The 14,989-nt window shown below is 68.4% G+C and carries 11 protein-coding genes; 3 read left to right on the plus strand and 8 right to left on the minus strand.

The genetic code is table 11. From position 1 onward, the window contains the following. Nucleotides 1-70 precede the first annotated feature (70 nt). Nucleotides 71-2,557: a hypothetical protein gene (locus A8M77_RS23715; RefSeq protein WP_158100984.1), complete on the plus strand. Its 2,487-nt coding sequence runs from the start codon at nt 71-73 to the stop codon at nt 2,555-2,557. 57 nt (nt 2,558-2,614) lie between these two features. Here the strand turns inward: A8M77_RS23715 and A8M77_RS23720 are convergent, their stop codons facing one another. The 8 genes from A8M77_RS23720 to A8M77_RS23755 are packed head-to-tail and all read right to left on the minus strand — an operon-like array spanning nt 2,615 to nt 12,837. After that, nucleotides 2,615-3,946: an NAD(P)/FAD-dependent oxidoreductase gene (locus A8M77_RS23720; protein ID WP_158100985.1), complete on the minus strand. Its 1,332-nt coding sequence runs from the start codon at nt 3,944-3,946 to the stop codon at nt 2,615-2,617. Between the two features lie 26 nt (nt 3,947-3,972). After that, nucleotides 3,973-5,094, minus strand: coding sequence for an ABC transporter ATP-binding protein (locus A8M77_RS23725; protein WP_086923973.1), 1,122 nt, complete (start codon nt 5,092-5,094; stop codon nt 3,973-3,975). A gap of 4 nt (nt 5,095-5,098) precedes the next feature. Beyond that, a complete protein-coding gene (locus A8M77_RS23730) occupies nt 5,099-5,890 on the minus strand; it encodes an ABC transporter permease (RefSeq protein ID WP_086923974.1) in 792 nt (263 codons plus the stop codon). Next, the gene (locus A8M77_RS23735) at nt 5,887-6,807 is read right to left on the minus strand and encodes an ABC transporter permease (RefSeq protein ID WP_086923975.1); all 921 of its coding nucleotides are present in this window, start codon (nt 6,805-6,807) and stop codon (nt 5,887-5,889) included. Before A8M77_RS23735 ends, A8M77_RS23730 begins: the two co-directional genes overlap by 4 nt. Before the next feature lie 19 nt (nt 6,808-6,826). After that, nucleotides 6,827-8,515 (minus strand): hydantoinase B/oxoprolinase family protein, encoded by a 1,689-nt coding sequence (locus A8M77_RS23740; protein ID WP_158100986.1) that lies wholly within the window; start codon nt 8,513-8,515, stop codon nt 6,827-6,829. After that, a complete protein-coding gene (locus A8M77_RS23745; protein ID WP_158100987.1) occupies nt 8,512-10,593 on the minus strand; it encodes a hydantoinase/oxoprolinase family protein in 2,082 nt (693 codons plus the stop codon). The genes A8M77_RS23740 and A8M77_RS23745 overlap by 4 nt, the downstream gene beginning before the upstream one ends. Nucleotides 10,594-10,625: 32 nt before the next feature. Next, nucleotides 10,626-11,639, minus strand: a complete 1,014-nt coding sequence (locus tag A8M77_RS23750) for an extracellular solute-binding protein (RefSeq protein ID WP_086923978.1) — start codon at nt 11,637-11,639, stop codon at nt 10,626-10,628. A gap of 28 nt (nt 11,640-11,667) precedes the next feature. Next, complete coding sequence (locus A8M77_RS23755; RefSeq protein WP_086923979.1) at nt 11,668-12,837, minus strand: NADH:flavin oxidoreductase/NADH oxidase; 1,170 nt, start codon at nt 12,835-12,837, stop codon at nt 11,668-11,670. Nucleotides 12,838-13,020: 183 nt separating this feature from the next. On the opposite strand from A8M77_RS23755, the gene A8M77_RS23760 reads away from it, so the two are divergent. Beyond that, nucleotides 13,021-13,905 carry a LysR family transcriptional regulator gene (locus tag A8M77_RS23760; protein ID WP_086923980.1) on the plus strand — a complete coding sequence of 295 codons (885 nt, stop codon included), beginning with the start codon at nt 13,021-13,023 and terminating at the stop codon, nt 13,903-13,905. A gap of 266 nt (nt 13,906-14,171) precedes the next feature. Further along, nucleotides 14,172-14,954, plus strand: coding sequence for a M15 family metallopeptidase (locus A8M77_RS23765; RefSeq protein ID WP_086923981.1), 783 nt, complete (start codon nt 14,172-14,174; stop codon nt 14,952-14,954). Nucleotides 14,955-14,989: the final 35 nt, after the last annotated feature.

A 14,989-nucleotide genomic window follows, 5' to 3' on the forward strand; every position in this document is an offset into this window, starting at 1 on the left:
GGATGCGCCGTCGCCGGCGGCCGCGCCGGCCGGCACGGCAAATACGACAACGATGCAGGCGACGACCGTCATGGTGGCTGACGAAGCCAGCGGCACGACGTCGACGATCAACTCCGCTGCTGCCGCCGCCGCCGGCAAGATGGCGGAACTCGGCAAGCTCGATGCGAGCTGGGTCAAGGTGGCCGAGGAAGGCCAGACCTTCAGGCTCTCGTCCTTGACGGCCGTGCAGTACGGCGCGAATTCGGCCTGGCTGACCAAGCAGCTGTCCGGCACTGTGGTGTGCAGCAACGGCACCTTCGGGCGCGATCCGATCGAGTACGTGGCCAAGGCTTGCTATACGCAAACGCCCTCGGCACCCCCGCCGCCCGCCGCGCCTGCTGCCGGCATCTTGCTCGCGCGGGAAGGCGGCTCCTTCACCGTGCCAGCGCCGACCCTGGTGAAGTACGGCGCCGACTCGCGCTGGATCACGCGCTCGGTGACCGGAACGGCCGCCTGCACGAATGCCTTCTTCGGCGGCGACCCGGCGTTCATGACGGCGAAGACCTGCGTTTCTGCCGGTGCCGCGCCGGCACCAGCCCCGGCGCCCGCGCCCGCGCCCGCGCCTGCACCTGCACCTGCACCTGCACCTGCCACTGCCCCTGCGCCCGCGCCCGCCGCCCCTGCGCCCGCCCCCGCGCCGTCACCCATCACCGGCGACGTGGTCGACAGCAGCGGCGCGATCGTGGCGAGTTCCTACGACAGCATCGCCTACAAGTTCGGCCAGGCCGAGGGCGTGGCCTACCGCTTCGGCCCGGTGGCGACGAAGACCGGTGTCGACACGCTGCCTCAGCGCGGCGACGTGGGCGCGATCAACCACGGCCCGGGCAACGACCTGTACTACCAGCTCGGCGCGGAAAACAACGCCGCGGACAACCTCTACGTGAGCATCCACGGCGCGGCGATCGGCACGCCGGCGAGCGGCAGTTCGCTGTCGACCTCGTTGGGATGGTTCCAGTCGCAGGCCACCGATCGCGTGACCTTCATGCAGCGCCCGCAGCTGCTGTGGCAGGACAAGCGTCTGCTGCCCACCGCCGTCGACGACTACTACCGCGCGGGCGTGCTCTCGCCCAACGACCCGGCCGACCTGCCGATCGTCGAAGACCGCGGCGAGAACGCGGCGGACAGCCCCTCGACGCGCCTGTCGCTGGTCGCGACGCAGGGCAGCCCGACGAAGCCGGCCACGATCTTCACGGTGGGCACGTACACCGCGCAGAACCGTGCCAGCGTCAAGCTGGCCCTGGGCAAGGTGCCGACCGCGATTTCGGTGACGGGCGGCGGCGAGTTCGCCTTCGTGACGGTCTGGGACACGGTCAATCGCAAGGGCCAGGTCGCGGTCGTCTCGCTGGGCGGCAGCTGCCAGGGCTGCACGCTCGACGGCGCCAAGTACGACTGGTGGCACGACTGGATGGACATGGTCCACCCCGGCTTCTTCAACCAGGGCAACTACATCTTCATGAAGGTGCTGGGCTACGTCGACCTGCCGGCCAACATGAAGGCGCCGACCTCGATCAAGGTGACGACCGGCATCCATCCCTATGCGGCCGTCGTGTACACCGGCAGCGGCGCCCTGTCGGGCATGGCGAAGGAAGCCTCGCCGATGGCCAACAACCGCGCCAGGCTGCTGCCGGGCGGCGAGTACTACGAGAAGTACGCCAAGGGCGGCATCGCGGTGATTGCGTCCAAGTCGGAGAAGACGGTGGCCTTCATGGACCTCGGGCCGCTCTTCAAGTACACGAACGACATGTACCTCGGCAGCGCCGCGAGCAACCTGGAGACGCAGAAGGTCGGCCTCGCGGCCAACCAGTGGCCCTACCTGCTGGCGGACCGCCCGCAGGCGGCGCCGACGGTCATCAAGACCGTCACGCTGGCCGACAAGCCGACCAGCGTGCTGACGACCTCGACCTACAACCACTGGAGCAAGGACGACCGCCGCCGCATGGCGCCGCCGAACGACATGTACTGGGAGCCGAACCCGCACTACGCCCGCGCATGGGTGGCGACGGAGGGCGGCAGGCTGCACATCTTCTCGCTGGGTGCGTACGTGCAGGGCGCCAAGCCGGCGGTGGGCACGCCCGCGGAGATCGTGGAAGTCGGCGCGGTGACGGGCCTGGGCAACAACGTCACGCACCTGGCGGCGGCCAAGGACTATCCGGACCAGGCCGATCCGATCAACACGATGCTGATCTTCACCGACCGGGCCAACCGCAAGTGGGGCTGGGTGAAGTTCGCCGCCGACGGCAACAGCGGCACGATCCTGCGCACCATGGAGGATTCGCGCGTCGACCCGATCATGGTGACCATGTCCGACAACTACTCGACCAAGGGCAACATCGTCAGTGTGGCGAACTACAGCGGGCAGAGCATCGACAACTACCGCTTCGGCGACCTGGTGTACCCCGACAGAAACTTCTGCTGGTCGGTCGGCGTGTGCCCCACGATGACCCTGCGTGGCGAATACGCCGGCAAGCTGGCGCTGCCCTTCAAGCCCTTCGCGGTGCACGCGTCGAACGTGCCCTGAAAGATCGCGGCGCGCCGCCGAGAACGGCGGCCTTTCGAGCCGGCATCGCCGCAGCCATCAGGTCTGCGGCGCCACGCTGCCGGCGCGGTCCTGCCGTGCGGACAAGAGGTCCCGCCACCGGTACCAGGTGGCCACGGCCTGCATGCCCGGCACACGAAGGCCGTGCAAGGGGATGGGCCTGAAGCTCGCGCCGGACATCGGGCCCGCAGCGACGGCGCTGCCGCAGGCCATGGCCGCCACCAGCCTGCCGAGCAGCTGCGAGAGCGCCACGCCGCGGCCGCCGTAGCCGATGGCGAAGAAGACGCCTGGCGCGAGCTCGCCCAGGTGGGGGAAATCGTCCAGGGTGACGGCCACCTTGCCGGACCAGCGGTGCTCGATGGCCACGTCCTTCAGCATGGGATAGGTCGCCGCCAGGAGGTCTTCCAGCCCCCGAAAAGATGCCGGCACGTCGCGGCCCAGCAGGTCCCCCCGCCCGCCGAAGAGCAAGCGGCCGTCGGGCGTGACGCGGAAATAGTTGGTGAGCTTTCGCGTATCGGTCAGCAGATGGCCTTGCGGCAGAACAGCAGACCGCTGTGCGTCGGTCAACGGTGCCGTCGCAATCACGGAAGAGGCCACCGGGACGATGCGCTGCGCCAGGCGGAAGCCGAGTTTCTCGAGGTCCGTGTACGCGTTGGTCGCAAGGATGACCCGCCTCGCCTTGACCACTGCGCCGCGCGTCACCAGCCTGTAGCCGTCGCCGGACCGATCGATCCGCTCGACCGGCGACTGCCCGTGGATGCGCACCCCGGCCTTCTGGAGCGCGGACGCCAGGCCGCGCGCGTAGTCCAGGGGGTGGATGCCTGCCGCCCGCGGGTCGACATAGCCGCCGCGGTAGACCGCGGTCCCGCTGACGCGGGCCATCTCGTCGTACTCGAGGATGCGCGGCACGTCGTCGCCGGCATGCGCGCGCAGCCATTGCACATCCTCGCGCAGCGCGGCCAGGGCGGCCTCGCTGCTGGCTGCGGTGAGGTGCCCGCAGCGCCTGAAGCTGCAGGGGATGCGGTGCGTCGTCACGATGGACTCCAGGGTGTCCACCGCCTCCTGGATCAGCCCATGCAGGCCGAGCGTGGTCTCGGCGCCGTACTTCCGGGCCAGCGCGGCAAAGCCGGTCTTGTAGCGCAGCACGGCCATGCCGCCGTTGCGGCCGCTGGCGCCCCAGCCGGGCGCGTTGGCGTCCAGGACCAGGCACTCCCGACCCGCCTTCCACAGGTGGTGGGCCGCGGAAAGACCCGTGAATCCCGCGCCCACGACGGCCGTCTCGACGTGCACGTCGCCTGCCGGCGCGGCGCCTTGGATTCGCGGGCTGGTCGCCGTGTGCTCCCAGACGGAGGGTGAGGCTGCAATGGGCATGGGGTCGCCGGCGCGCATTTTCTCCGTCACTCCTTGCCGAAGACCATCAGGTCCTCGGTACGCCAGGTCACGGCGACGTCCTGACCCGGCTGAAGCTGCGCATGCATGACCCCCGCGCGGTTCTGCTCGCACGCGAGGATCTCTCCCACGGCCGTGTCGACGTGGATCGACAGACGCTCTCCGCCGAACACGATCTCCCGCACGCGGCCCCTGAGGCCGTGCGCCCGCGGCTCGGATTCGGCCGCAAGCGGGGACAGCAGGGTCTTCTCCGGCCGCAGCACCGCATGCACGGCGGCGCCGACCGCCAGCTCCTCGCGTGCCGCCGCCAGGCCGCTCATCTCGTGACCGAACGAGAGCTCGAGCCGGTCAGGGCCGGACGCGGTGATCTGGGCCGCGATGCGGTTCATCCTGCCGACGAAGTCCGCCACGAAGAGCGTTCGGGGCGCGTTGTAGCTGGATGTCGGCGTGTCGTACTGCTCGACGCGCCCCGCGTTCATGACGGCGATCCGGTCGGCGGTGGACATCGCCTCGTGCTGGTCGTGGGTGACGAAGATGGTGGTGATGTTCAGGCGGCGCTGCAGCTGTCGCACCTCGACCTGCATCGCCTCGCGCAGCTTGGCGTCGAGCGCGCTGAAGGGCTCGTCGAGGAGCAGCACCGTGGGCCGGGTGACGATCGCGCGGGCGAGCGCAACGCGCTGCTGCTGGCCACCGGAGAGTTCCGAGGGCATGCGGTGGCCGAGGGCCGCCATGCGCACCATGCCGAGGGCTTCCCCGGCGCGCTCCTGCGCATCCTTGGCCGGGACTCCCCGCATGCGCAGGCCGAAGGCGACGTTCTGCAGCACGGACAGGTGGGGAAAGAGGGCGTAGCTCTGGAACACCATGCCCAGGTCGCGCTTGTGGACGGGCTTCGCGAGGATCGACTTGCCGTCGACGAGGATGTCGCCGCCGGTCGGTTCCGTCAGTCCGGCGATGCAGCGCAGCAGCGTGGATTTGCCGCAGCCCGAAGGCCCGAGCAACGCCACGAACTCTCCGGCACCGACCTCGAGGTCGATGCCGGCGACGGCGCGGTGGTCGTGGTATTCCTTTTGAAGGTGGCGGATCGTCAGTTGGCCGCTGGCGGCGCGCTGGCTGGACAGGAGGGATTCCATGGCATCACCTGGAGGTAAACATGAGGTTGCGGACGCCGAAGCGCCGCTCGAGGATGAAGAGCGCAACCACCGCGATGAGGATCTGCAGCGTGGAGACGGCAGCGACCGCCGGGTCGTGGTTGTAGACGAGGTAGCTCAGGATCGAGACCGGCAGGGTGGTCGTCCGGGTGTTGCTCAGCAACAGCGACACGGCGACCTCGTCGAGCGACATGAGGAAGGCGAAGATCCCGCCGGCCATGAGGCCGGGCTTGAGCAGCGGCAGCGTGACATGGAAGAACACGCGGGCCGGCGAGGCGCCGTGCACGGCCGATGCCTGCTCGATCTCGGGATTCGCGCTCGTGTAGACGGCGAACACGGTCCGCATGATGTAGGGAATGATCACGACCGAATGCCCCGCCACCAGCGCCCAGAAGCTCGAGAGTCCCAGCTTCGCGTTGAGGAACAGCAGGCCGATGGCCAGGATGATCGCCGGCAGGCTCAGGGGAGAGAGCATGAAGGCCTGGATCAGCCGCCCCCCCGGCAGCCGTGCCCGGACGATGGCGAGCGTCGCCGGGACGGCCAGCAGTGCCGCGAAGAGCGTCGAGACGCAGGCGAGCCGCAGGCTGTTCCAGATCGCCTGCATGAAGGTCGGGTCGGCCAGGACCTTGCGGAACCACCGCAGCGACAGACCCTGCGGCGGGAAGGCCACGAACTCGCCGGGCGTGAAGGCCGCGGCCACGATGATGAGGATCGGCGCCAGGAGGAAGGTGGTCATCACGCACAGATAGATGCGCATGGGCCATGAGAATGCGTTCATGCGGACCTCCGGAGAGAACGGCGCCGCAGCATGGACTGCAGCCCCAGAAGGAGCATCACCGTGAGCAGCAGGGCGATGCCGAGCGCGGCGGCGGTGCCCCAATCGCCGACCGTGGTCAGGCGCTGGTAGATCAGCAGCGGCAGCACCATCGTCGAGTTGTCGCCCAGCAGCATGACGGTCACGAAGCTGCCGATGGTCAGCGTGAAGGTCATGATCGAGCCCGTGATCACGCCCTCGATGCTCAGGGGCAGGCTCACGTAGAGCAGGGTGCGCAAGGGCGACGCGCCGAGCACGGCTGCGGCATCCTCGATGCGCGGGTCCAGTGTCTCGAGCGTGGAAGCGATGGAGATCACCATGAAAGGCAGCAGCACGTGCACCAGCGCGATGACGATGCCCGGCCACGTGTACATGAGATCGAGCTTCGGCAGGCCGAGCGCGGTGCAAAGGCTGTCGATCAGGCCGTTGCCCCCGATGAGGATCATCCATCCGTAGGAACGCACCACCACGTTCACCAGGAGCGGCGCGACCAGGGTGAAGATCAGCGCCGCCTTGAGTCCGCCGGATGCGCGCGCCACCGCGTAGGCGAAGGGGTAGCCGATCAGCAGGCAGATCGCGGTGACGGCGACGCCCAGCATCACCGTGTTGCGCGCGACTTCGATGAAGTACGGATCCGTCGCGACCCGCATGTAGTTCTGCAGGCTCAGCGCTCCGTCGCCCGGTTTCAGGCTCTCCGTCACGTTGAAGGTCAGCGGGCCGACGAAGAAGATGCAGAGGAACAGCAGCACGGGCGCCGTCAGCGCCCACGGAAGCCAGCGCCGCAGTGGCGCCGCGCGGCGCATGCCGGCGCGGGGGCGCTGGGTCGATGCGGCCGGCGCCTCGTTCGGCGCCAGCGCGGCAGATGCGGGGACGATGCACATGGCCAGCCTCCGCTATCGCTCAGGCCGCGGCCGCCTGCCTTGGGGAGACCTTGCCGTTGGCAATGTCGTCGCGCACGGCGGCAGCCTCGCGCTTCGCCAACGGGCCGTATCCGCCGCCGCCGGCGGTCTCGACCACCAGGCGGTCTCCCGCATGCAGGGTCGTCACGGCCTTCGAACGAATGGTCTCGACACTGCCGTCCCGGCGCGCGATCCAGGAGTGGGCCGCGGCGCCTGCCTCGCCCCCGAAGATCCCCTGCGCCGGGTGGAAGTGCCGCTCGCCGCGGTGCGACAGGCTCACCCCGTCGGCCAGGATCTCGTACTCACGCACGGTGCCGAGCCCGCCACGGTACTGGCCCGCCCCGCCCGAGTCCTTGCGAAGGGCCACCTGGCGGATGCGGATGGGTGCCTCCAGCTCCATGGCTTCGGCGGGGAGGTTCATGCAGTTGGTCATGTCGGTCTCGATGACGTCGACCCCGTCGTGGCCCAGCGCCGCGCCGGAGCCCGCCGCGACCAGGTCGCCGACGACGAAGCGCCGGCCCTGGTGGATGCCGCCGAAGGCCATCACGACGAGTTCCGAGCCGGAGGGCGCGGGGACGCGTTCCGGCAGCGCCTGGGCGAGCGCGGCGATGATGCAGCCCGCCACGCGCTTCATGGTCGCGGAGCGCGCATTGACCGGCGCGGGCTCGGTCGGGTTGACCAGCGATCCCTCCGGCAGGCTCAGGCTGATCACGCGCTGGCAGCCGCCGTTGTTGGGGATGTCCGGATCGGTGAGCGCGCGCACGGCGTAGAAGGCGGTCGACTGCATCACCGAGGGCACGCAGTTGATCGGGCCGCGCGTCTGGGGGCTGGTGCCTTCGAAGTCGAAGTGGATCGAATCGCCACGGATGGTGACGGCCACCTGCACGCGCACCGGCTTGTCGAGATCCACTCCGTCGTTGTCGAGGTAGTCGACCGCGACGAAGGTGCCTTGCGGCAATGCGCGCAGCGCCTGGCGCGTCAGCAGCTCGGAACGATCGAGGAGGTCGTCGAAGATGGCGCACAGCTGCTGCGCGCCGTAGGCGCCTGCAGCTTCCTGGATGCGCCGGGCCCCGACCTTGCATGCGGCGATCTCGGCATTGAGGTCGCCCATGAACATGTCGGGGACGCGCACGTTCCGCCGCAGCAGCGCGATCAGCGTCTCGTTGTAGGCGCCGCGGTCCAGGAGCTTGAGGGGCGGTATGCGAATGCCCTCCTGGAAGATCTCGGTCGAATTCGTGGGCACCGAGCCGGCGGTCATGCCGCCCACGTCCTGGTGGTGCGTCACGGCGGCGGTGAGCGCGACGACGCGGCCCTCCGCGAAGACCGGCATGACCACCGCGATGTCCGGCAGATGGGAGCCGCCCAGGTACGGGTCGTTCAGGATGTAGGCATCGCCGTCGTGCATCTCGTGCACCGGGAAGGTCGAGATGATCTGCGCGATCGCGGGCACCAGGCTGCCGAGGTGCGCCGGAATCGCGCATGCCGTCGCGATGGCCGAGCCGTCCGCCGTGAACATGCCGGCCGATGCGTCCAGGCCTTCCTTCACGATCGGCGAGAAGCTGCTGCGCAGCAGCGTGAGCTCCATCTCGTTGGCGATGCCGTCGAGCTTGTTGCGCACGACCTCGACGGTGATCGGGTCGGGCCGGGCCGTGTGCTGGTCGGGGACGATGAATTCTGCTCTGCTGTTCATGGCTTGCTCTCGGTGTGGTGCGTCACGACCATGTGGCCCGACGCGTGGATCGTGGCGGTCCATCCCGGCTCGATGAGAACCGTCGTGTCCAGCTGCTCGATGACGGCCGGGCCGTCGACGGCGTCTCCGGTGCCAAGCGACGCGCGCGCGACGACGGTGGCGCGTACCGGCGCGGCGAAGCCGGCGACGCGGATGAGGCGATGGCTTCTGGCGGCGGGCTCAGGCGCGTCCTTGACGACTTCCGGCGCGGACGTGGCGGCCTGGTGGACGGAGCGGACGTTCACGATCTTCACGGCGGCGCGCGTGCTGTGACCGTAGGTGCGCTCGTGTTCGGCCAGGAAGTCCTCGTAGAGCTGCGCCACGGGGCCTGCCGGAGCGCCGCCGTCGATGGCGACCTCGAGGTGATAGGACTGGCCGACGTAGCACAGGTCCGCGCTGTGCTGGACGCGAACCTGCCCGGGCGCGAATCCTTCCTGCATCATGAGCTGCGCCAGGCGGCCGTCCAGCTCGGCGAATGCGGCCGACAGCGCCTCGGCATCCACAGCCTCCAGTTCGCGCGGGAACGCGGCGGAGAGCTCGTGCTGCACCGGCGCCGCCAGCAGCCCGTAGGCGCACAGCACGCCGGGATGGCGGGGAACCAGGACCTCGCGAATGCCCAGTTCGCTGGCCATGGCGGTCGCATGGACTGCGCCGCCGCCGCCCAGCGGCATCAGCGAGAACTCGCGCGGGTCGTACCCGCGGCGGATGGATGCCAGGCGCACGCCTTCCACCATCTGCGCGTTCACCACGCGGTGGATGCCGAGTGCGGCTTCCTCCACGGAGATGCCCATGGGGCGCGCGATCGCCTCCTCGATCGCCCGGCGGGCACGCGCGGCGTCCAGCACGATCGAGCCGGCCGCGAAGTTGTCCGGGTCGATGTAGCCCAGCACCACGGAGGCATCCGTCACGGTCGGCCGCTCGCCGCCGCGGCCGTAGCAGGCCGGGCCCGGATCGGACCCCGCCGATTCGGGGCCGACGCGCAGGCTGTTGCCGGCATCCAGCCAGGCAATGCTCCCGCCGCCGGAGCCGATGGCGTTGACGTCCACCATCGGCACGCGCACGGGAAAGCCGTCGATGAGTCCTTCGCTCCTCACGAGCGGCTTGGCGCCGCAGATGAGGGAGATGTCGCAGCTCGTCCCGCCGATGTCGGCGGTGATGAGGTTGCGGCGGCCGGCTTCCTCGCCGACCATCCGCGCGCCGATCACGCCGGCGGCCGGACCGGACAGGAACAGGCGGACCGGCCGGAGCCGCGCGACCTCGGCGGAGCAGAGGCCGCCCCGGGATTGCATCACCAGCAGCGGGACCGGCACCTTCGCGTCGGCGAGATGGCCTTCGAGGTTGGCGAGGTACCTGTCGAGGACCGGCTTCACGTAGGCGTCGAAGGCCGTGATGGTCGTGCGTTCGTATTCGCGGAACGCGGGATCGACTTCGCTCGACAGAGACACCATCAGGTGGGGATGGCGCTCCAGGGCCAGCTCGCGCACCCTGCGCTCGTGGGCGGGGTTGACGAAGGAGAACAGGAAGCAGACCGCGATGGCCTGGGCGCCTTGGGCGACCAGCGAATCGATGGCGGCGATGACCTCTTCCTCGTCCAGCGCCTCGACCACGGTGCCGTCTGCCGCGACCCGTTCGCCGACCTCGCGCCGCCACATGCCAGGGGCGAGGAACCCGGGCGTCTCGGGCTTGAGCACCATGTCGTACATCCGGTGGCGCAACTGACGCCCGATCTCGATCACGTCGCGGAAGCCTCGCGTGGTCACGAGCCCGACCCGCGCGCCCTTGCGCTCCAGCACCGCGTTGGTCCCTGCGGTCGTGCCGTGCGCGAAGCGGCCGATGCTGGACGGCGCCACGCCCCATTCCTCCGACATGCGCGCCAGCGCATCGCGGATGGCGCGGCTCGGGTCGGCCCGCGTGGTGGGGATCTTGGTCAATCTCAACTGGCCGTCCGGCGCGACGCACACGACGTCGGTGAATGTCCCGCCGACATCGATGCCGACCTGGTAGCCGCGGCAGCGGAGCTGCACAGACAAGTCACTCATTTTGATTCCTCTGGATGTGGTTGCCGGCGCGCTTACCGCATCTCGCGATTCCACCTGTCGATCCAGGCTGGAAACTGGTCCAGGACCCGGTCGTAGGGCACGAACACCATGTCGGCCGTGGGCGTGATGCGCCCCTTCAGGGTCTCCGGATACTCGACCGTGCTGTTCGTGATGCCGTAGCCGAGCGTCTGCGCATGGCCGAGCTGGGCCTTGGCACCGAGGGCGCAGTTGATGAAGTCCCATCCCGCCTCGGAGCTGTTCTTCACCTTCGCGAAGGACACCGCGGTGCCGAGTGATTTCGGGCCCGGGTTGTAGTAGCCGGCCCAGGCGTTGCCCTTCTCGATGAAGTCGTGGGAGCGCCCGTCCCAGTAGACGAGGATGTCGACCTGCTTGTTGGCGAAGAGGTTGATGGCCTCCGACGGCTCCGTCCAGAACTTCACGACGCTGGGCATCATGGCCTTCAACTTGGCGAAGCCGGTGTCGACGTTGCCGCCGTAGGCCTGGGACACGAACCAGATGAAATCGGGTCCCCACGCATAGGTGCCCGCCGGCATCGAGACGCGCTTGCCGTACTTGCCGGCGGCGATGTTGTCCAGAAGGGTGCGCCAGTCTTTCGGAAGCTCGCCGACCTTGGACTTGTCGTACAGCACGCCCAGCGCCGCGGTATGCACCTGCACGGCCTGGTCCTTCCAGACCTCGTAGTGCGACGCGGGGATCTGCTTCAGGTTGGGAAGCTTGTCCCTGCGCAGCGGCTCCAGCATGCCCGCGCGGATGGCGCGCATGGTGTCTGCCTGCGCCAGGGTGATGATGTCGATCGGCGGCTCGGACGGATTGGCGCGTATGCGGTTCATCCAGGCGGCCGGGTCACCGAGCTGGATCGCGATGTCGTTCTTCGTCGCGTCCTTGTAGCAGGCGCCGAAGTTCTTCTCGATCGACTGCTGCCAGATCCCGCCGAAGGCGCTCACCACGAGCTTTTCGGCGGCGAACGAAGTCGTGAAGGATGCCGCCAGGAGGAAGGCGGACACGAGCTTGGAATGGAATCTCATCGTTGGATCTCCTGTGGGTGGGGATGATTCAGGCCTGCTCGGCCAGGGCCAGGGAACGCGCACGGCGGTAGAGCCACCAGCCGTAGCTGGGCGGCCAGACGGCGCTGAACTTGTCGATGCCGCCGAGTTCGACCGCCGCCTTCAGCGCCCAGTTGGGATCGAACAGGGCCTCGCGCGCGATCGCGACCAGGTCCGCCATGCCGCGCGCCAGCACGCTCTCCGCTTCCTGCGCGGTGCGGATCAGGCCGACGGCCATGGTCGGGATGCCCTCGCATTCGCGGCGGATCTGCCCGGCATACGGAACCTGGAACATCGGCGAACGCGCGACGATCCTGGCCGTCGGCGGAAGCCCGATGCCGCCGGAGGAGCAGTCGATGATGTCCACGCCTCTCTTCTTCAGTTCGCGGGCGAGGACCAGCGTGTCCTTCATCTGCCAGCCTTCGCTGTCGTTGCCGCTGTCGTCCACGCAGGACAGGCGGAACGAGAGCGGTTTCTCCTCGGGCCAGTTCGCGCGCACGGCTTCGGCGATTTCGAGCGCGAAGCGCATGCGGTTCTCCAGCGACCCACCGTAGCGGCCGCCGAGTTCGTTGCCGAGCGGCGAGAGAAAGGAGTGGATGAGGTAGCCGTGCGCGGCATGCACTTCGAGCATGTCGAAGCCTGCGCGTGCACAGCGCCGGGCACCGGCGGCGAACTGCTCCACCACCTGCGCGATGTCGGACTCCGTCATCTTCTTCGGGCGGTGCCAGCCCACGGCCTTGGCGTTGTCCGACGGCGCCAGCGGCTGCCAGGCGGGGTCGCCGCGCTCTGCGTCCGCAGCGCCCAGCGGACCGTAGCCTTCCCAGGGGCGCTGCCTCGCCGACTTGGGCCCGCAGTGATGCAGCTGCGCCGCGGGCACCGCGCCGCAGCTGCGCAGCAGTTCCGCGATCTTGCGCAGCGCGGGAACGAAGTCGTCGGACCAGACACCCATGTCCCCGTAGGTGTTGCGTCCTGCCGCATCGACGCAGAGCGCTTCGGTGAACACGCACCCGAATCCGCCGACCGCGAACTTCGCGAGGTGCTGAACGTGCCAGTCCGTCGGCAGGCCGTCCTTGGCCTTGTACATCTGCATCGGCGAGAGGACCATCCTGTTGGGCAGCGTGACGGAGCGCAGCTTGAACGGCGTGAGCAGCAGCGGCTCTTGATCGAAGTTCGGTGGCATCGGAGTTCCTGTGGGTCAAGCGATGCCGGGACTCTAGGCAATGACGCGGCCGCGAGCCAATCGCATTTCCCGATGCGGCTCATAAGCGCGGCTTGCTGCGCGCAAACCCGCATGGGACCTGGAGCCGCAGGCGCGTAAATTGCAGCCGCGGCCTGCATTGCATCCACTTCGAACGACTCGCACATGGACATCCGACATCTCCGCACCTTTGCGACCGTGGCCCGATTCGGCAGCGTGACGCGGGCCGCGGAGGCACTTCACATCACGCAGCCCGCCGTGAGCGGCCAATTGAAGAACCTGGAGGAAACGCTCGGGCTGAAACTGTTCGCGCGCACCACTTCGGTCATCGAACTCACGCAGGCGGGGCAGGATCTCGTCAGCGTGGCGGAGGCGGCGCTGGATGCCTTCTCCAGCTTTACCCACAAGGCGAAGGCACTGCGAGGCCAGATCGAGGGTCGCCTGAAGATCGGCGTCGTCATGCTCGATCCCGATCTCATCCGCGTGGGACAGTTCATGCGCGAGATGGTCATTCGCCACCCCGCCCTGCGCATCGACCTGCAGGTGGGCCGGATCGGATGGTTTCATTCGGCGCTCCAGGCGGGCGACATCGATGCCGCCATCACGCTGGGCAAGACGACGCCGCAGAACACGTCCGCGCTCGTCATGACCGAGCTGGCCTTCAGGCTGGTGGCACCTGCGAGCTGGAAGAGCCGCATCGAAGGCGCTTCGTGGTCCGACATCGCCTTGCTGCCCTGGATCCGCACGACGAAGCCCAGCGCGAACCATGAAATGGTGGACAACATCTTGCGCGAGCAGGCGATCAAGCCCGTCGAACTCGTCGAAGCCGACCATGAACTCCTGATCAAGTCGTTGGTGGCGGCCGGGGTCGGTATCGGTCTCATTCGCGAGGACCTGGCGAGTACCGGTGTCATGAAGGGCGAGCTGGTGTTCGTGTCGGAGCTGCGCGAGCACAGCCGCCTTTCATTCGTCTATCCCATTAGCAGAGACGGGGATCCGGCGATCCTCGCCGCCGTCGAGGCCCTGCGGGCCGTGTGGCAGCTTGCGTGACGGATCGAAGAGAAAGACCGCCGCCGGGGAGGAAACTGCCGGGCGTGAGTGACGATATCCGCCTGCAGGACGCCGCGAGGTGCGGGCTTGGTTGGACGTGGTTAAACGTGGTTAAACGCGGCCAAGGCTCGCCACCCGCCAGCTGGCGGCGGACGGGGGTGGCGGGCCTCCCCAATCGACGGGATGACGCGGCGCCGCGCCGGGCGTAGTGTTGCGCCGCGTGCCTGCAATGGACGCCCGTTCACGTCACCCCGTACGGAGGCTGTATGGATGCTGCGGAAAGCTTCAAGGACAAGACCTTCGTCGTCAGCGACCCCGATGCGCGGCTGCGCCGTGACGACGACCTGATGGCTTTCGCCCTGGCTGCGGGCGGCCAGGTCCGCACCATTCCCCAGGGCAGCCAAGTCAGGATCACCGAGATCCGCGTCGTGGAAGCGGGCAGCCAGAGCATCATCGTCTTCGGCCGCGCTGCGTCGGCGGATGGCATCCAGGCGCTCGGCTGGACCTCGACGCGCAACCTGGATGGCAAGTTCATGAACGAGACGATCGGCATCGTGCGGCCTGAACCAGGCGCAAGCCGATTCGGGCCGAACGCCGCCTGGTCGAACGGCGAGTTCCTGGGGCAGCTCGACCTGGTCTCGATCGTGGACAGCCGACTCGACATCGAGCGCCTGGCCTTGAAGACCATCGACGCCTACATGGCGCTGGTCGCGGCGGCAGCGGGTGAGGGCGTACCCATCACGCTCAACAGTGGATTCCGCTCTTATCCGGAGCAGAAGTTTTTGCACGATGGATTCGTGCGCGGGTTGCCAGGCTTCAATACTGCCGCGAAGCCGGGCTTCTCCAAGCATCAGAACGGCATTGCGTTCGACATTGCCGTGGCTGGCGGGGATGGCAATCCGACTTACGAGTGGCTGAAGCGGCGCGCGACGGGGTTTGGCTTCGTACGCACCGTGAACAAGGAGCCGTGGCACTGGGAGCTGGATGAGCCGAAGGCACAGGCGGCGAAGGCTCGGGGGACGTTCAAGACGCCGAATGTGACCGTGTGAGTGGGCAGAACGCGGGCCGGAGTTCGGCTGGTCTG

The sequence above is a fragment of the Variovorax sp. JS1663 genome (assembly GCF_002157355.1).
Classification (GTDB): domain Bacteria; phylum Pseudomonadota; class Gammaproteobacteria; order Burkholderiales; family Burkholderiaceae_C; genus Variovorax.